This window comes from Sorangium sp. So ce176, from assembly GCF_051519835.1.
Taxonomy (GTDB): domain Bacteria; phylum Myxococcota_A; class Polyangia; order Polyangiales; family Polyangiaceae; genus Sorangium; species Sorangium cellulosum_G.
In genome coordinates, this window is the sequence record NZ_CP150371.1 from 1,982,444 (window position 1) to 1,999,491 (window position 17,048).

13 protein-coding genes are annotated in these 17,048 nt (G+C 72.8%); 7 read left to right on the forward strand and 6 right to left on the reverse strand.

Annotated elements, in window-relative coordinates; genetic code table 11:
- Positions 1 to 50: 50 nt before the first annotated feature.
- Both WMF42_RS07605 and WMF42_RS07610 read left to right on the forward strand, forming a co-directional pair.
- Positions 51 to 1,184, forward strand: coding sequence for an AAA family ATPase (locus tag WMF42_RS07605; RefSeq protein WP_061613436.1), 1,134 nt, complete (start codon positions 51 to 53; stop codon positions 1,182 to 1,184).
- The gene (locus WMF42_RS07610) at positions 1,168 to 1,740 is read left to right on the forward strand and encodes a hypothetical protein (RefSeq protein ID WP_437691186.1); all 573 of its coding nucleotides are present in this window, start codon (positions 1,168 to 1,170) and stop codon (positions 1,738 to 1,740) included. Before WMF42_RS07605 ends, WMF42_RS07610 begins: the two co-directional genes overlap by 17 nt.
- Before the next feature lie 52 nt (positions 1,741 to 1,792).
- Here WMF42_RS07610 and WMF42_RS07615 read toward each other — a convergent pair whose 3' ends face one another.
- Together WMF42_RS07615 and WMF42_RS07620 are read right to left on the reverse strand one after the other, a co-directional pair.
- Positions 1,793 to 2,812, reverse strand: coding sequence for a hypothetical protein (locus WMF42_RS07615; RefSeq protein WP_437691188.1), 1,020 nt, complete (start codon positions 2,810 to 2,812; stop codon positions 1,793 to 1,795).
- On the reverse strand, positions 2,813 to 4,456 hold the full coding sequence (locus tag WMF42_RS07620; RefSeq protein ID WP_437691190.1) for a hypothetical protein: 1,644 nt from the start codon (positions 4,454 to 4,456) through the stop codon (positions 2,813 to 2,815).
- Positions 4,457 to 5,072: 616 nt separating this feature from the next.
- Here WMF42_RS07620 and rlmN point away from each other — a divergent pair.
- Entirely contained in the window at positions 5,073 to 6,275 is a 1,203-nt protein-coding gene (gene rlmN / locus WMF42_RS07625; protein ID WP_437691192.1) for a 23S rRNA (adenine(2503)-C(2))-methyltransferase RlmN, read from the forward strand.
- Here rlmN and WMF42_RS07630 read toward each other — a convergent pair.
- Positions 6,253 to 7,158 carry a DUF5995 family protein gene (locus tag WMF42_RS07630; protein ID WP_437691194.1) on the reverse strand — a complete coding sequence of 302 codons (906 nt, stop codon included), beginning with the start codon at positions 7,156 to 7,158 and terminating at the stop codon, positions 6,253 to 6,255. The two genes, rlmN and WMF42_RS07630, sit on opposite strands and share 23 nt — an antisense overlap.
- A 564-nt stretch (positions 7,159 to 7,722) precedes the next feature.
- On the opposite strand from WMF42_RS07630, the gene WMF42_RS07635 reads away from it, so the two are divergent.
- Positions 7,723 to 11,196 (forward strand): nitric oxide synthase oxygenase, encoded by a 3,474-nt coding sequence (locus WMF42_RS07635; protein WP_437691196.1) that lies wholly within the window; start codon positions 7,723 to 7,725, stop codon positions 11,194 to 11,196.
- A gap of 100 nt (positions 11,197 to 11,296) precedes the next feature.
- On the forward strand, positions 11,297 to 12,262 hold the full coding sequence (locus WMF42_RS07640; protein WP_437694225.1) for a serine/threonine-protein kinase: 966 nt from the start codon (positions 11,297 to 11,299) through the stop codon (positions 12,260 to 12,262).
- Between the two features lie 46 nt (positions 12,263 to 12,308).
- On the opposite strand, the gene WMF42_RS07645 is transcribed toward WMF42_RS07640, so the two are convergent.
- Positions 12,309 to 12,578, reverse strand: a complete 270-nt coding sequence (locus WMF42_RS07645; RefSeq protein WP_061609160.1) for a CVNH domain-containing protein — start codon at positions 12,576 to 12,578, stop codon at positions 12,309 to 12,311.
- A 258-nt stretch (positions 12,579 to 12,836) separates the two neighbouring features.
- Between WMF42_RS07645 and WMF42_RS07650 the strand changes: the two genes are divergently transcribed.
- Positions 12,837 to 13,052 (forward strand): hypothetical protein, encoded by a 216-nt coding sequence (locus tag WMF42_RS07650; protein ID WP_155798515.1) that lies wholly within the window; start codon positions 12,837 to 12,839, stop codon positions 13,050 to 13,052.
- Between the two features lie 9 nt (positions 13,053 to 13,061).
- On the opposite strand, the gene WMF42_RS07655 is transcribed toward WMF42_RS07650, so the two are convergent.
- Positions 13,062 to 14,516, reverse strand: a complete 1,455-nt coding sequence (locus tag WMF42_RS07655; protein WP_437691199.1) for a UdgX family uracil-DNA binding protein — start codon at positions 14,514 to 14,516, stop codon at positions 13,062 to 13,064.
- Entirely contained in the window at positions 14,513 to 15,760 is a 1,248-nt protein-coding gene (locus WMF42_RS07660; protein WP_437691201.1) for a putative DNA modification/repair radical SAM protein, read from the reverse strand. Before WMF42_RS07660 ends, WMF42_RS07655 begins: the two co-directional genes overlap by 4 nt.
- A 200-nt stretch (positions 15,761 to 15,960) precedes the next feature.
- Here WMF42_RS07660 and WMF42_RS07665 point away from each other — a divergent pair, with 200 nt between their 5' ends.
- Positions 15,961 to 17,013 (forward strand): hypothetical protein, encoded by a 1,053-nt coding sequence (locus WMF42_RS07665; protein ID WP_233561034.1) that lies wholly within the window; start codon positions 15,961 to 15,963, stop codon positions 17,011 to 17,013.
- Positions 17,014 to 17,048 lie beyond the last annotated feature (35 nt).

Below are 17,048 nucleotides of genomic sequence, written 5' to 3' on the forward strand. Positions count from 1 at the left end.
AGGGAGGACCGAGCCTCACCGCCGTGATACATTGTGCGCGCGGCAGGCTCATGCTCACCAGCGTCCTCATCCACAATTACAACTGCTTCGTGGACTTCACGATCGATCTTCCCCGAAGGCTCCTGATCGTCGGCAGCAACGGGTCGGGGAAGACGAGCCTGTGGGAGGCGCTCGCCGGTCTCCAGGACGTGATCGTACGGAGCACGGAGGCAGCGAGCGCATTCCCCACGCGCTCGCTCACTCGCTGGCTGCGCGGCGACCCTGTGCAGCGGTTCGCGATCGACCTGGAGCTCGACGCCGAAGCATATCACTACGAGATCGAGCTCGTTCACGATGTCGCCCGACAGCAGGCGTCAATCCGTCGCGAACGGTTGACCGTCGACAGAAAGGCGCTCTACGAGGCGATCGAGGGCGATGTGCGCCTCTACGGAGACAGCCCGAGCGGAGCTCCGCATACGACCTTTCCGTTCGGCCGCAAGCGCTCGTTCCTGCCGGACATGGAGCCACGTCACGACAACAAGCGCACGATCGCCTTCCGCGAGGCGCTCGCCAGAGTCTGGCTCCTCGCGCCCTCTCCGCGGCGGATCGAGCCGACCACGGTGGGCGAATCGCCCTGGCTCGATCGCGACGGCAGGAATTTCTCGTCATGGTTCCGCGGTGTCCTCGTCGAGAGACCGGGGCTCGGCAACGCGCTGTTCGAGGCGCTTCGCCCGACGTTGCCGGGCTTGCGAAGCATCGCCTTCGAGCGCATCAGCAGCGAGGTGCGCGAGCTGATGTTGACCTTCCGCGCCGAAGGGACGGACTACAAGCTCTCCGCAGGAGAGCTCTCCGACGGTCAGCGTTCGCTGGTCGTGCTCTACGGCTTCCTCCTCGGCGCGATCGAGCACGCCGCGCTGGCGTTCCTCGACGAGCCGGAAACCGGCCTCGCACCTCACGAGATGCAGCCCTGGCTCGCCGCGATGTCGACCGCGCTCGACAAGCACGATGGCCAGGCCCTGGTGAGCTCACATCATCCTGCGGTCATCGATTACATGGCTCCTGCGCGGACCGTCCGATTCTCACGGCCGTCCGGAGGGCCGGCGCGCATCGACGAGGTGACGCTGGAGACGGCCGGCGGCGCTCGTGTCTCCGAGTGGCTCTCGCGCCCATGGGCGTACGAGGACGAGCATGAAGAAGCGTCGTAGACTCTACGTCCTCTGCGAGGACGCTTTGCAGCAGCGGTTCGTCGAGCGCCTCGCCGACCGGTGGGGGATCGGACCGAGGCAGCGTAAAATAGACGCTTCACCCAGGGCGCGTGGATCCGCGGCGCAGTATGTGCTCGAGCGCTACACGGACGCGGTGAGGCAGTGGAGGGCCGAGAGCCACGACCCGAACGTCGGGCTGCTCGTCGTGGTCGACGGCGACGAGCACGGCGTTGCCCGACGCCGGCAGCAGCTCGCACAACGGCTCAAGGATTCGAAGCAGGAGCCGATCGCCCCCTCCGATCCCGTTGCCGTCATCGTTCCCACCTGGCACATCGAGGCCTGGATCGCCTGGCTGTGCGGGCATCGCCCGATCGACGAACAGACGCGCAACAAGGAGGACGACGAGGAGGGGCGCGTCGTCGCTCGCAAAATCGAGCATGGCGCGTACTCCCCGCAGCGCGCAGTCGACGCCTGGACGCCTCCCGCCAGTGACGAGGAAGCTCATGTGCCTTCCCTGACAGACGCTCGCCGCGAGGTTCGTCGGCTCGGCGTTTGAGCTGAAAGCCCGAGCGCTCCCCGACGACCCGCCGGCGTCGCAGCCTGCGGCTCTACCGCCGCCCCTTGCTCCGCTTGCGCGTCCCCTGGACGATGCGCGCCGCGTCGCGCGGGGGCGGGGCGCTCGCAGAGAGCGCGGCGGTGAGCCGGCCGGTCTCCGCGTCCGAGAACGACCCCTTCCGGAGCGCCGCGATCGCCTGCGCCACCACGTCGCGCGACTCGGGGCGCTCCGCCTGCGTCTTCTCCTCGAGCCAGCGCACGACCTCGGGGAAGCGGGCCGCGAACGTCGCGATCTGCGCGGGCATCCCCTGCCGGAGCAGGCGCAGCCCCTGCAGCCGCTCGTCCGCGCGCGGCGAGCGATCCGAGATAGCGAACGCCTCCTCCAGCCGCGCCACCACCTCCGCGCCCGCCGACAGCCCGGTGAGCAGCGTGCGCTCCGCGAGCGCCTCGAGCGCGACGTACGCCTGCAGGTAGCCGTCGGTCCAGGACGAGAGCTCGCCGACCGCCGCGTCGCCCCGCGCCGCGATCACGGCGCGGAGCGCCGCCACGACGCCGTCGCGCACGAGGCGCCGCGGATCCTCGGCGATCTGCTCGAGCTCCGCCAGCGGATCGAGCCCGCCCCGGGCGCCGCGAGCCCCGCGGCCGCGCTGCCGGCCTCCCGCTCCGCCCGCCCCCGCCGCGCCCCCCGCGCCCGCCGACCGCTCCGCCTGCGCCTCCCGCGTCGCGAGCGCCGCGAGCGCCTGCGCGGCCACGATGAGCGCGTACTCCTCGCTGCTCGCGCAGAGCGCCCGCAGGAGGCGCTCCGCCGGCGCGCCGCGGTCCGCGATCGCCGCGCCGACGGCGCGGGCGAGATCCAGGTTCACGCGCGGCAGGGGCGCGTTCGGGCCGAGATCGGGGCCGGGCGCGCGCCCGCCGCCGCGCCGGGCGGGGAGCCCGGAGCTGCGATCGAGCAGCGCGAGCAGCTCGGCCGGATCGCCGGGCTGCACGGCGCGATCGATCGCCGCCTCGATCTTCGGGTTGCGCAGCGCGCCCGGAGGCGTCGCGCCCCGGCGCAGATCCGACGGATCGGCCATTCAGAACCCCAGGGAGAAGCCGACCTCCGGAGAGAGGACGGCGGTGACGGCAGGAAAGGTGAGGCCCGCGCGGAGCGCGAGGTTGAGCGAAACGGCATCGATGGGCGCATAGGCGACGCCCACGCCGGCCGACGCGAACCCCTGGCCCGCCTGCCGGGTGGCGGCGAGCGTCTGCTGCCGGGGCTCGACGCGACCGCTCCGGCCCGGCCTCGTGCACGGGCTCGTGATGTCGGCAGCCGCCCCGCACGCTGTCGCGTCCTCGAGGACGCGCACGTCGACCTCGGCGTCGACCTGCGCGACGCCGGCCGCGGCGAGCACGAACGGGCGGGCGCCGATCTGCTCGAACGGCCGCGCCGTGAGGAAGTACTGCGCGCGCGCCTCGAGGTGGAGCGGCAGGAACGAGGCGCCGCCGCCCGTCGTGCCGCCCGCGGCGAAGCCGACGCGGCCGCCGACAGTGAGGTTGTCGAGCACCAGCCGATCGTAGGCGATCGCCACCCGCAGCGTCGCGAGCGCGAAGCCGAGGTTCACGTCGTTCGCGACCCCCGGCGTCGGCGTGCCGTCATACCGGGTCCCGTCGCCGCGCAGGCAGACGTAATTGTCGCTCGCCTGCGAGCCGACAGCGCACACGTCCCGGCCGGAGAACAGCGCGACGTCGGGGGAGAAGGTGAGCGCGACCCAGTTCCTGCGGACCTCCGGCGCGCCCTCCGCCACGGCGTCCGACGCAGGTCGCGCGACGCACGCGCCGCCGGCGCAGGCGAGCCCCCGGCTGCACTGCCGGTCGTCGAGGCACTGCGGCGGCCGCTCCCTCTCGGGCGCCGCGCACGTCGCGGGGGGCGCGTGGCCGGGCCAGCGCGGCGGCGGCGAGGTGAGGCTCGCCTTGATCTGCGTTGTCAGCGGGGCCTCGCGCGCGCCCGCGCTCGCGAGGATCGCGCCGTCCCCGTCGACGGCCGCGACGTGGTAGCGGAGCGTCCCCTCCCGCCCGAGCGCCTCGCACGGCACGTTGATGCCGAACCCCGGGCCCCGCAGCTTCTTCATGACCAGCGGGCGGACCTCGTCCTCGCCGGGCGGCTGGTACCAGACGGTCACCTGCTTCACGCTGGGCAGCAGATCGTCCGGGACCTCTACATAAAGAGGGACGGGCGTGCGGACGCGCTGCTCGGGCGGCGGATCCATCCGGAGCCGCGCTCCGGCCGCGCCGGACGTCGACGCCGCCCCGACGCCTGTCGCGGCGCGCGCCTGCTCGAACGCGAACGAGACCTCCGGGGCCGCGAGACGCGGGTCCAGCTTCGCCGACGGATCGACGCGGAGGGCGTCCGCGAAGGCGTCGCGCGCGTCCCCCAGCTCCTTCTTGCCCTGGGCGAGCACCGTCCCGAGCGCGACGTGCAGCCGGGCCCTGGCCGCCGGCGAGCAGCCCGACGCGCCGCAGGCGTCGATCGCGGCCCGGAGCTTGCGCTCCGCCTCATCGAACCGGGTCTCGAGGTAGTCGGTCCCCATCGCGTCGTTCAGGGCCGCGTCCGCCTGCGCGTCCCGCGGCAGCGCCTGCGCAGCCGCCGCGCCCGCTGTCATCCACCCGGAGAGGCCGACCACAGCGATCGCGAGCAGCGCGCGCGGCGCGCAGGATGCGGGGCCGTTGCGTACGGGCATCGGCCCGCAACGTAGCCCACCGGTGTGTCCACGAGCTTCACAAAAGCTCTGGAACCCGGCCTCCCGCTCGCGCGAGCGGTGCCCGCCAAGGGCGCAGGACGGGCAAGTAATCCACAGGTTCCTCCCAGCTTGTGGAAAGCCCGCACGAATTTCCTGCCACCTTCAAGGAAGCTGCCCGGTCCTCGTTTGCTCGCGCGGGCGGCAGCTCCTCCAAGCCCCGGCGCTGGCAACAGCCAGCCCGGGCATGGACGCGCCGCCCACACCGATGCCACCGATTTTCTGCGATCTCGGGCACTCCGCGGCTCGACGCGCCGCAGAACTTCCGGGCGCTAAACTCCCTCCTCCGGCACCGATCCGCAACCCAAAAATCACGCGTTTGAGCCGCGGTTTGGCGGTCCACAGGGTTGTCCACAGGTTGGCCACCCGATGGCCCCAGACCACGCCCAGGTTCCGTCCCTGCCCGGCAGATCCTGACCTGGTTCGCGGGTTCTCGTTGACAGCTATGCGACGACATGGAGGGGAATCCGACGGTGAGCGACGGTGAGCGCCGGTGAGCGACGGTGAGCGATGGTCGCTGGACCGCCCGGCGCCGCGCGGGGCGTGCTAGCTGGTGCGCATGCGCGTTCCGGAAATCCCCGAGGAGATCGCGCCGGCCGTCAGCGCCGGCGACCCGCCGGCGCCGGCGCCTGTCGCCGCTCGCCCGCTGATCCGGAGGAGCGCGCGCGTCCCACGTTGGCGCGCGCGGCTCGCCGACCACGACGCGGCCTCGCTCGCCGAGCTCCTCCGCAAGGCCGGCGGCACGGCGTCGGCGGCGCGCGCTGTCGCCGGCAAGGTGGTGCGCCACGCGTTCGGGGCGGAGCCGGGCGCGCCCGCGCCGGCGTGGGACGCGCCAGCGCTCGCCGCCCTGGGCGTCGGAGCGTGGGCGCACGAGGCGCTGCTCGCGCTCGACCCCGGCCTGTCGCTCGAGATCGCCGAGCTGGCGCCCTCGACGGACGACACGCTCCGGCTCGTCCTGCGCGCGCGCGACGGCGCGCTCATCGAGTCGGTGCTCATCCCGGGGCCGGCCCGCACGACGCTCTGCGTCTCGAGCCAGGTCGGCTGCGCCCGCGCGTGTGCCTTCTGCGAGACGGGGCGGCTCGGGCTCGCGCGCCAGCTCGCCGCCGGCGAGATCGTCGATCAGGTCCGGATCGCGCGGGCGCTCGCGGCCGGGCGCGGCGGCGCGCCGCTCCGGAACCTCGTCTTCATGGGCATGGGGGAGCCGTTCGACAACCTCGGCGAGGTGCTCAAGGCCATCCGGCTGCTCACCGACCCGCGCGCGTTCCGGTTCGCGCCGTCGCACGTGACCGTGAGCACCGTCGGGGTGGCGGACAAGATCGAGCCGTTCTTCCGCGAGGCGCACGCGGAGCTCGCCGTCAGCCTCAACGCGCCGGACGACGCCCGGCGGCAGGCGATCATGCCGGTGAACGCGCGGTTTCCGATGGAGGCCCTGAAGGAGGCGCTCGCGCGATCGCTGCCGCAGGGCCGGCGCGTGCTGTTCGAGTACGTGCTCTTCGACGGCTACAACGACGCGCCGGAGGACGCGGACCTGCTCGCGGCGTACGTCGCCGGGCTCCGGTGCCGCGTGAACGTCATCCCGTGCAACCCCGGCCCCGATCCGGCGCTCCGCCCGCCGTCCGCGGAGCGGCTCGACGCCTTCGTCGCGCGGCTGTCCGGGCACGGCGTGACAACGCTGGTGCGCCGGCCGCGCGGGCGCGACGTGGGCGGCGCCTGCGGGCAGCTCGCCGGGATCGCCCGCCTCAGGCCGCCATCGCCAGCGTGATGGCGGCGGCCCGGAGCCCCACCGCGCTCGGGACGACAGCGCGGAGCGCCCCGTTGCCCGCCGCGAACGTGCGTGCGACCTTCCCCGCGTGCTGGTTCATGCGCGCGACAACCGCGCGCCGGTCCGCCTCGCGCTGCTCCGCGAGCAGGGAGAGCAGGTCGTCCCAGACCCTGTCGCGCCACATCTTGAGCAGGAAGAGCACGGCGCCGGAGACCGTGCGCTGCACGTCCCTCGTGAAGGTCGCGATCCGGGCGAGCGGGCAGCCGTAGCGATCGCTCAGGATCGCGAAGATCTCCGGCATCGCCGCCGCGAGAATTTCATTCACAAGGTCGTGGTCGTGGCGGTAGCGGGCGAGGAGCCGGGCGTCCTGCTCCGCCCCGTGCTGGACGATGTTCTGGTAGAGGCCGAGGGCCAGGTCGTAGTTGATGTGCGCGTTGATGCCGAGGAGGGCGTGCACCGCCGCCGCCGTCCCGCGCGCGCTGTTGCACTGGAACGCCACGTCCCACGCCTCGACGCCCGTGGAGCGCCCGTCCAGCGAGGCCGCGAGCGCCTTCAGGTAGTACTCGCAGAAGATCCCGGCGAGCCGCGAGATCCACGCGGGCTCGAGGAACCTGTCATCCGTGCCGTCGACGACCGCCTCCTTCACGCGGCGCGTGATCACGGCGTAGACGTCCGGGAACACAGCGCGCGGGTCGTTCTTCTCGCGCAGCCGCGCGGCCACCGTCTGCAGGGCGACAAGCGCCTCGGCGACGTTCGCGGGCCTCATCGCCACGCCCTCGAGGACGGCGTGACGCGCGGTGTCCACCGCGGGACGACGCGCGGCCGACGACCGCGTCTGCTTGCTCATCTTCGCCAGGGGCCGCTCGGAAGTAAGGGTGTTCATGGCTGCGCTCTGAGCGAGCGAATTCAAGGATCGTGCCCGTATGTCCGGTTCGCAGTCATACACTTGGCGTCGCCACCCCGAGGCGCGCAGCGCGGAGCTCGAGCGCGCGCCGGCCGGGCCCGCCCGCGTCGGTACGTCCCGCGCGATCGCGGCGAATTTCCCGCAAATCCAGCGAAGATCGCGCGCCGAAACACCCGGCGAGGGCGAGCCGTCCCCGGCGACGGTCAGCGGCTATCCGGACCGCGATCGAACCGAGGTCGCTGCATGGACGCCATCTCCCGACAAGGTGAGAAAGCTGACCAGCGCGCCAAAGTGCCTCATGGGGCAGATTGTTACGCGCAGACGGATTACCTCCACGAAGAATGCGGGAGCTCCCGACGTAGCGCGTCGTTTCTGCGACTTGATACGACAGTGTGTGATGCGCGCGCTTGCATCTGGATCTCGGCCCGCGGGGCGCTGCCGCGTATCCTGGACGGAGCGATCCGCGCGTCCGCGCGCATCCCGTCCATCGACCGGCGCGCGGGGGGAGCCGCTGCTCCTCTGCGGTCGCCACTGCCGAGCACCATGAGCTTCCTCAAGATTGTCTGCTCCGAGCCGACCAACGACCTCGCCTCCTTCCTCCAGGCCCTGCCGTTCGAGCCCGCGGAGCCGGCCATCGCGCTCGTGCTGAGCACAGCGGATCTCGCTTACCCCCTCGTCGCGGCGCGGACCTTCCTCGCGTCGGCCAGGGAGAGCGGCGCGTCCCACCTCGTCTGGGTGGCGCCGTACCTTCCTGCCTCGACCAGCGTGGGGCGGCAGATTCGCGACGCTGAGGCATTTCTCCGCGCCGCCTGTCCGAGGTTGACCCTCGTCTCTCACGGACCGTTGCTCAGCGCCCTCGACCTCTGGCGCGACGACATCCGGCTCCGTCGCACCTTGCCGCTGCCGCTCGGCGACGGCGCGCTGCCCTGGGTGGCGCCGGCCGACGTGGCCCGCATGACGCAGCGCGCGCTCGAGCAGCCCGGCGCCGCGCTGCCCGTCGTTTGCGGCCCGGCCACGTGCACGGGCGCGCAGGTGGCGGCCGCGCTGTCCCGCGCCGTCCGGGGCGGCCTCGCGAGCGAGCGCTTCGCCGGGCGGCGGTTCGAGGAGATCGATCGCGACAACAACCGGGCGCTCAGCGAGGACGAGATCCTGCCGTACCTCACCGGCCTCGGTGTCCCGGCCGACGAGGCGAGGGCGCTGCTCCACGTGGCGGACACGACCGGGGACGGGACGATCGATTTCGAGGAGTTCACCGCCGGGTTGCGGGGACGGCTCGACAACCTCGTCCAGCAGCTCCTCCGCGAGGACAGCTTCGAGATCCGGTACGCGGACACGCCGGCCGACGCGTCGGTGGCGGCGCTGGTCCGGGCGGGGCTGCGGAAGGCGGCGGCCGAGGCGCTGATCGAGGGATGGATGAGCCTGGCGAAGGAAGGGATCCCCGAGGGGGCCCGCGGGGCCGACGAGGCGTGGCTCGAGCTGCCGCCCGCGAGCGTCGACGCGTGGGCCGAGCGGCGCGCGCTCGATTACGTGAACGTCCACCTCCTGCCCGGGCAGGGGCTGCTCTCCCTGCGCGAGGGGATCGTCGAGAGCAGCGCCGTGATGGGCGCGCTGGCCGGCAAGGCGGCGGCGATCTCGAAGGTGGTGGACGGCAACGGCCGGATCCTGGCGCTCTCCCGCGCGCTCGACGGGAGCGGCGTCTCGGCGCGGTGGCTGGACGCGCCGGCCGCGAGCCTGCGGTGGGTGGTGTGCGGGGACCGCGACAAGCGGCGCGCGCTGCTCGTCTCGGACGGGCAGCTCGTGGGGGTGCACGTCGAGGGCGAGTGGCAGGGCCTGCCGTCCGCGATGCGGCTGCTGATGGCGCGCGCCTCGCTGCCCGGCTGGCAGCTCGCGACCTTCCGGGAGCTCGGCGAGCTGAAGCTCGATCAGCCCGCGGCGCTGTTCGAGCCGGAGGAGGTCGTGTGCAACTGCGCCGGGGTCAAGCGCGGGCAGATCGCGAGCCTCATCGAGGCCGGGTGCGAGACCCGCGCCGCGCTGTCGGAGCGGACGCGGGCGGGCCAGATCTGCGGCGGGTGCGTCCCCGCGATCGAGGAGATGTTCGGCGGGTCGAGCCTCGTGCAGGCCGAGGTGAAGGGGGCGCAGGAGCTCGCTCCTGGGATCTTCCAGGTCAGGCTCGCGCCCGTCGGCGGCGCGCCGGCGGCGTCGGCGCCCGGGCAGCACGTGCTCGTGCAGGGCTACCTCGATCGGCGCTGGGTGGCGCGCGCGTACACGCTCTCGGCGCCGGCGGTCGCCGGCGGGGAGTACGAGATCACGGTGAAGCGCGAGGAGCTCGGGGTGTTCTCGCGGTGGCTGTGCGAGCGCGCCGCGGCCTCGCTGCTGCGCGCCTCGGCGCCGCGGGGCAGCTTCGTCCTGCCGGGGCCGCCGGTGGACCGGGTTGTGTTCCTCGCGGGCGGGATCGGCGTCACGCCGGCGATGGCGATGCTGCGGGCGCTCGACGGGCGGGCTGCTCGCGCCGACCTGCGGGGGTTCCTGCTGGACTGGTCGGCGTCGCACGCGGGGGACTTCCTCTATTTCGAGGAGGAGCTGCGCGCGATCGCCGGCCGCGCGCCCGGCGTCGCGTTCCGCCTGCGCCCGACGAAGGCGGAGGGGCGGCTGTCGCGGGGGGAGGTGGCCGAGCTGTACCCCTATCGGCCGGGGTCGCGGGCGCTCGTGTGCGGGCCCGAGGGGTTCATGCGCGACGCGCACGAGCACCTGCGCGCGGCGGGCTGGCCGGAGGACGCGATCCAGCGGGAGCTGTTCACGTCGAACGTCGACACCGCGGGCGCGATCCGGCCGATGCCGCTCCGGCGGGCCGGCGCCGCCCGGGCGCCGGGCGGGGTCTGCGCGGTCTGCCCCGTAGAGCACGGGTCGTTCCACCTGACGCCCACAGCGCCGGCGGCGGCCCTGACCGAGGCCGAGGCGTTCCTGCGCCAGTGCTACGCGGAGCTCGGGGTGCCCTCCGCCGCGGAGGAGCGCTGGCAGGAGGTGCGGGCGAGCCTGGAGAAGCACGGGACCTACGCGCACCTGCCCGACGAGCTCGCGTACGGGGCCCGGCTGGCGTGGCGCAACAGCTCGCGGTGCATCGGGCGCTTCTTCTGGTCGACGCTGCACGTGCGCGACCTGCGTCACCTGAAGACGGAGGAGGAGATCTTCGGGGCGCTTGTCGAGCACCTCGACCTGGCGACGAACGGGGGCGACATCCGGGCGATGATGTCGGTGTTCAGGCCGGGGGAGCCGCGGATCCGCATCTGGAACGGGCAGCTCGTCCGGTATGCGGGCTACCGGCTGCCGGACGGGGGCGTCCTCGGCGATCCGGCGAACGTGGAGCTGACGGAGCAGGCGCTGGCGCTCGGCTGGCCGGGCGGGGAGCGGACGCGCTTCGACCTGCTGCCGCTGATCGTCCAGATCGGCGACGCCCGGCCGCGGTGGTTCGAGCTGCCGCGGGAGCGGGTGCTCGAGGTGCCCATCGCGCACCCGCGCCACGCGTGGTTCGCGGAGCTCGGGCTGAAGTGGCACGCGCTGCCGGCGGTCTCCAGCATGGCGTTCGACGTTGGCGGGGTGCAGTACACGGCGGCGCCGTTCAACGGCTTCTACATGGGGACCGAGATCGGCGCGCGCAACTTCAGCGACGTGACGCGGTACAACCAGCTACCGCTGATCGCGGATCGGCTCGGGCTCGACCGGTCGCGCAGCGACACGCTGTGGCAGGACGCCGCGCTTGTCGAGCTGAACATCGCGGTGCTGCACTCGTTCCGCCAGGCCAAGGTGCGCATCCTCGATCACCACGCGCTGTCGGAGTACTTCAAGAAGTTCGAGCAGCAGGAGCGGGAGTGCGGGCGCCCTGTCTATGCGGACTGGACGTGGATCGTGCCGCCGATGTCCGCGTCGACCATGGCGGTGTTCCACACCAACATGGAGAACAAGATCCTGAAGCCGAACTATTTCTATCAGGACGACGCGTGGAAGCCGCAGAAGGGGTGACGGGAGTCCTTCGGCGAGCGCGGGAGGGGGGTATTCCGGGGCGTCAGCGGGACTTTCTCGACCGTTCCAGCGGCTGCCTTGGTAGGCTCGCGGGCGCGTGATGATGGATGATGAGGAGCTCGCGGCGCAGCGCGTCGGCACGCGGATCGGCACCTGGACGGTGGAGCGCGTGCTCGGGGGCGGCGGGATGGCGAGCGTCTTTCTCGGCCGGCGCGCCGACGGCCAGGTCGCGGCGGTGAAGGTCCTTCACCCGTCGCTCAGCCACATCGACGAGCTGCGGAAGCGGTTCCTGCGCGAGGGGCCGATCGGCAGCGCGCTGGCCGCGGTGGGCCCGCTCTGCCAGGGGCTGCCGCTCGTGCTGGAGTCGGGCGTCGCGGACGACGGCGCCGCGTACCTGGCGATGGAGGTGCTCGAGGGCGAGACGGTCTTCGACCGCATGGCCCGTGCGGGGACGCTCCCCGCGGGCGAGGTGCTGGCGCTGGCCGAGCGGGTCCTCGACGTGCTGGTCGTCGCGCACGCGCACGGCGTCATCCACCGGGACATCAAGCCCGAGAACCTGCACATCGGGTACGACGGGCGGGTGAAGGTGCTCGATTTCGGGATCGCGCGCGTGCTCGATCCGCTGCCGTTCGGCATGGGGGAGCTGCCGGACAAGACGGCGACGAAGACGGGGGTGGCGCTCGGCACGAGCGAGTACATGGCGCCCGAGCAGGCGACGGGGAACGTGCGCGAGATCGATGGCCGGACCGACGTTTTCGGGCTGGGCGCCACGATGTTCCGGCTGCTCTCCGGCCGCGCGATCCACGGCGACGTCGCCGACGCGCGCCTGCTCATCGCCGCGGCGACGGAGCGGGCGCCGTCGCTCGCGGCGCACGCGCCGGCCGTGCCCTCCGAGGTGTGCGACGTCGTGGATCGCGCCCTGTCGTTCCACAAGGCCGAGCGCTACCCGGACGCGGCGACGATGCGCGCCGACATCCGCGCGGTGCGGGCCGGCCGGCTGCCGCCGTACGTGGTGGCCGTGGAGGAGGGGCGGATCCCGGCGGGGGCCCCGCTTCCGCGTCGCTGAGCGAGCCCTCCTCGCGGAGGGCCGCCCTGTCCGGCTGCGGCGCGCGTCAGCGGTGGCCGGCGCAGCGGAGCTGACCGTTGTCGTTCATGATGTCTCCCGGGCACCGCCGGAAGTCCACCATGCGCGTCCTGTGGTAGTTCCCCCTCCGGTCCTGGCACCTCGCGTACAGCGTGCCTCTTTCCGTCCGGACGTTTCTGCACGTCCTGAGGTAGGAGCCCTCGGGCGGCCGGCGTTGCGCTTGCGCCACATCGCTGCTGGACATCACGGTGGACAACGAGAGCGCGCCGAGGACCAGCGCGACGAGCGTGTTCTTCATGGTTCTCCCCCCACGTTGGCGCAGCGCCTCGAAGGGCGATGCGTTGCTGAGCTCATGGGGCGGGGGCGCCGGGGGCGCAATCCTGCTGGAACGGTGAGGGGGTGAAGTGTAAATGGGAAGAATTGAACCACAGAGGCACAGAGGGCACAGAGGGGAGAGAGGGAGATAAAGAATCAGGCCTCTGTTTCTCCATCCTCTTTTCTCTGTCCTCTGTGCCCTCTGTGCCTCTGTGGTTCAATCTCTTTTATCTTTCACGACGTGTCGAGCCGCCCGCGATCTGGCCTGCAGGCGGGCGTCCCTCGGCGCGTGGAGCTCTTCGCGTGCCCGGATGCGCTCGGCATGGCGGGGACGGCGGAGCCGCACGTCTTCGTGGACGGGGACGACGCGGTGGGCGGCGCCGGGGCGGTGCGGCTCATGGTGCGCGGGGCATTTCCGGAAGGGCCGCTGATGCTGCCGCGGCCGTTCCGGTGCTGAGCGGCGCTCCTATCGACTCCCGTGCTCCTCGCCCGCGAGCAAGCTCGCCGCCTGCGCGAGATCCGCCTGGAAATGCGCCCTCGCCGCAGCGCGCGCCGCCTCGTCGGGCATGCGCAGGAGCGCCGCCGGGTGGTAGGTCGCCATCCACGACTCCGCCCACGGCGTCTTGAAGACCTGGCCGCGGCTCTGCGTGACGCTGAACCGACCGCCGAGGAACGAGCGCGCCGCCGTCGCGCCGAGACACACGATCACGCGCGGCCGCACCGCCTCGACCTCCGCCTGGAGCCAGGCGCGACAGGCCTGGATCTCCGGGCCGACGGGCCTCGCGTGCAGCCGGCGCTCGCCGCGCGGCTCCCACTTGAAGTGCTTCACCGCGTTCGTCACGTAGATGCCGCCGCGCGACAGGCCCGCTCCCGCGAGCGCCTCGTCGAGCACGCGCCCCGCCGGCCCGACGAACGGCCGGCCGCAGAGGTCCTCCTCGTCGCCAGGCTGCTCCCCCACGAGCATCAGCGCCGCGTCCGCCGGACCCTCGCCGAACACCGTCTGCGTCGCCCGCTCGCACAGCGCGCACGCCTGGCACGACGCCGCCGCCTCGCGGAGCACCGGGAGCGCGCGCGAGCCGGGCACGTACGTCTCCGCCGCGCTCGCCGCCCCGCTGCGGCCCGCCTGCATCGCGTCGACGCGCGACGCCGCGTCCCGCACGAGCTCGCTCATCACCGAGAGCTCCGGGAGGGCGCTCCAGTGCTTCACGGGCATCTCCGCGCGCATCGCCCGGAGGTTCACCCGCGCGGGGTTGTAGATCGCGCGGTAATAGGTGCGGAACAGCTCCTCCAGCTCGTCCTCGCGCGGCGCCGCGTCGCGCGGCAGCCCGGGGCCGTAGCGGAGCTCGGCGCCGTCCCAGTGCGCCGACTCGTCCGGCGTCAGGATCGACCACGCCATCGACGGGAAGCGCCGCTCGAAGAACGGCGCGCCAAGGCGCACGATCCGGTGGTCCGGGCGGTACCACGCGACGTAGCGCTCGCCGCCGCCCTCGCCCTCGACCCGCCGGAAGCGCACGAACGCGTGCAGCTTGTGGACGTCGCGCCGCACCGCCTGCTCCAGGGCGCGCAGCCGCGCCACGTCGGGATCGGCGGCGAGCTCGAGCAGGTAGGGCTCGCCGTGGGTCAGGCGGAACAGCGCGCGGTAGAGCAGCGCGAACCGCGCCGCGTCGCGGTGGCAGGCGACAGCGGTCGCGAGGCGCATGTAGGCGGCGGGGACGCGCGGGCGCTGCGCGTCGTCGGACGCGGCAGGCGCCGCGGGCGCGGCGCCGGCGGGGGCGGCCGGCGCGGCGCCGAAGAGGACGCCCTGGCCCTCGGCCGCCACGTCTTCCCAGAGGACGTCCTCGGGCGGCGTCCCGCGGGCGAGCAGCGCCCGGGCGGCGTCGCGGAAGGCCTCGAACGTCGGCGCGATGGGCGCGCGGATCACAGCTCCCCGGAGCGCGCCACCTCGCGCGCCTCGAACAGGCCGAGCTGCGTCGGCGGGCGGACCCGCTGCGCGAGCCCGGCGCTGTCGAGATCCCGCGCCGCGCTGCGGTGCTCGTCGGCCGTGACAAGGAACGGCGCCGCGCGGGCGACCGGGACGCGGAGCCGCGCGAGGTCGGCCATGCGGACCGCCCGGTGGCGGCGCATCGTGAGCACGCGGTTGATCGTCCGCACCCCGAGCCCGGGCACGCGGAGGAGCGCCTCCCGGGGCGCGGTGTTCACGTCGACAGGGAAGAACGCGCGGTGCGCGAGCGCCCACGCGAGCTTCGGATCCATCGTCAGATCCAGGTTGGGCGAGGCAGCGCCGAGGAGCTCGCCCGCGGAGAAGCCGTAGAACCGGATCAGCCAGTCCGCCTCGTACAACCGGTGCTCGCGCGCGAGCGGCGGCGACTCGGCCGGGAGCCGGGCGTCGGCGTGCGGGATCGGGCTGAACGCGGAGTAGTAGACGCGCCGCAGCCCGTGCGCTGTGTACAGCCGGGAGGCGGTGGCGAGGATCTCCTTGTCGCTCGTCGGCGTCGCGCCCACGATCATCTGCGTGCTGTGCCCCGCGGGCGCGAACGCGGGCCGGCGCGGGCTCGGATCGTCGCGGGCCTCGACGATCCGCGCGTGGATCTCCGTCATGGCGGCCTCGATGGCCGGCATCGTCTTCTCGGGCGCGAGCGCCGCGAGATCCCGCTGCGTCGGCAGCTCGACGTTGACGCTGAGCCGATCGGCGTACCGACCGGCCACGTCGAGGAGCTCGGGCGAGACACCCGGCGCCGCCTTCAGGTGGATGTAGCCGCCGAACCGGTGCTCCTCGCGCAGCGACCGGGCGACCGCCACGAGCTGCTCCATCGTGGTGTCGGGGCTCTTGAGGACTCCCGAGCTCAGGAACAGCCCTTCGATGTAGTTCCGCCGGTAAAAGTCGAGCGTGAGCGCGACCACCTCGCCGGGCGAGAACCTCGCGCGCTCGACGTCGCTGGACAGGCGGTTCACGCAGTACTGGCAGTCATAGATACAGACGTTCGTCAGCAGGATCTTGAGCAGGGAGACGCAGCGGCCGTCCGGCGTGTAGCTGTGGCAGATCCCCATGCCTTCCGTGCTGCCGATCCCCTGCGGCAGGGCGGGGCGGCGGGAGCCGTTGCTCGCGCACGAAGCGTCGTACTTTGCTGCGTCCGCGAGGATCGCGAGCTTTCGCTTGAGCTCCATCAGCCGGAGCAACCTTGGGGACTCCGCCCCTCTTGGCAAGCCCGCGCGGCGCTCCGCGCGCGGCTTTCGGCCGCGTCGTGGTCCTCGGGATCGCGTCCGTGTCGATACGCCTCGTGACGCGCCGCGCGCCTGATGAGACGGCTCGTTCACGCTCGCTCGCCTCGATCGTCGTGTGGTACTCCGGAGGAATGCGAACTTTCTTGAAGAGCGCAATCGTCCTCATGTCGGCTGTCCTCGGCTCGAGCAACGCCGGTTGCGGCGACGATGGCGCTCCCGGGGCGGGAAGCCAGTCCGGATCAGGCGGCCTCGGCGGCGGCGGCGGCAGCGGCGGCCTCGGCAGCAGCGAGGGCAGCGGCGGTCTCGGCGGCGGAGCCGGCGAGGCTTCGTCTGCGTCGAGCAGCGCCGAGGCGTCGAGCTCGACCGGCGCCGGGGGCGGGGACGCGGCCCTTGTCGACCGGTTCGGGATCGCGATGCTGCGGCCCACGCTGCCTTCCGGCAAGGCGTGGTTCTCGACATGGGACAACGGCGTCGCGCGCACGTTCTCGGGGATCGACCCGGCCGACGCCTGGTTCGACGCCGACCACGGCGATGCCTCCTATGACACAGACGGCCACGGAATCCTCACGATCAGCGGCGACGTCCCGCGGATGTACGTCCACGATCCCGAGCTCGCCGACCCGTGGACCGACGTCGAGGTGACCGTGTATTTCCTGCGCGCCGACGACGACGGGACACCTTATGGAGGCCTCGTCGCCATGGCGCGCACCAACCACGGCACGATCGGCGACGAGGACGTCAACAGGTGCGATACGCGCGGGATCGCCGCCCGCATGCGCTACGACGGCAGGATCGATTTCGAGAAGGAGACGAGCCACCCCGCCTCGACGGCCATCCTCGGAAAGACGTACTGGGAAGGCGGCATGCCGGAGCAGGTCTGGATCGGCTACAAGCAGCTCGTCTACGACCTGCCGAACGGCGATGTGAAGCAGGAGCTCTGGATCGATGAGACCGACGGCGCGAACGGCGGCGCCTGGGTGAAGATCCACGAGCACGTCGACCAGGGGACCGACTTCGGCGTGGGGGGCGAGCCCTGCCAGCCTGGGATCGATCCCGCGATGCGGCTCACCCGGGAGCCGAGCCGCCCGGGCTCGGAGACGGGCAAACCGAATCTCAGCGTCTACTTCCGGAGCGACGGGGTAGGCCCCGACGGGCTCCTGTACAAGAAGGGCAGCATCCGGGAGATCGCGCCCTGACCGGCGCGCGCGGGCCTCTCGGCGCCCGCGCGCGA

What these genes read in the sequence shown, in the direction of transcription:
- rlmN (WP_437691192.1), top strand. Translation starts at nt 5,073, where the DNA reads ATGCGCGTTCCGGAAATCCCCGAGGAGATCGCGCCGGCCGTCAGCGCC.
- WMF42_RS07605 (WP_061613436.1), top strand. Translation starts at nt 51, where the DNA reads ATGCTCACCAGCGTCCTCATCCACAATTACAACTGCTTCGTGGACTTC.
- WMF42_RS07615 (WP_437691188.1), bottom strand. Translation starts at nt 2,812, where the DNA reads ATGGCCGATCCGTCGGATCTGCGCCGGGGCGCGACGCCTCCGGGCGCG.
- WMF42_RS07630 (WP_437691194.1), bottom strand. Translation starts at nt 7,158, where the DNA reads ATGAACACCCTTACTTCCGAGCGGCCCCTGGCGAAGATGAGCAAGCAG.
- WMF42_RS07660 (WP_437691201.1), bottom strand. Translation starts at nt 15,760, where the DNA reads ATGGAGCTCAAGCGAAAGCTCGCGATCCTCGCGGACGCAGCAAAGTAC.
- WMF42_RS07640 (WP_437694225.1), top strand. Translation starts at nt 11,297, where the DNA reads ATGATGGATGATGAGGAGCTCGCGGCGCAGCGCGTCGGCACGCGGATC.
- WMF42_RS07610 (WP_437691186.1), top strand. Translation starts at nt 1,168, where the DNA reads ATGAAGAAGCGTCGTAGACTCTACGTCCTCTGCGAGGACGCTTTGCAG.
- WMF42_RS07635 (WP_437691196.1), top strand. Translation starts at nt 7,723, where the DNA reads ATGAGCTTCCTCAAGATTGTCTGCTCCGAGCCGACCAACGACCTCGCC.
- WMF42_RS07620 (WP_437691190.1), bottom strand. Translation starts at nt 4,456, where the DNA reads ATGCCCGTACGCAACGGCCCCGCATCCTGCGCGCCGCGCGCGCTGCTC.
- WMF42_RS07645 (WP_061609160.1), bottom strand. Translation starts at nt 12,578, where the DNA reads ATGAAGAACACGCTCGTCGCGCTGGTCCTCGGCGCGCTCTCGTTGTCC.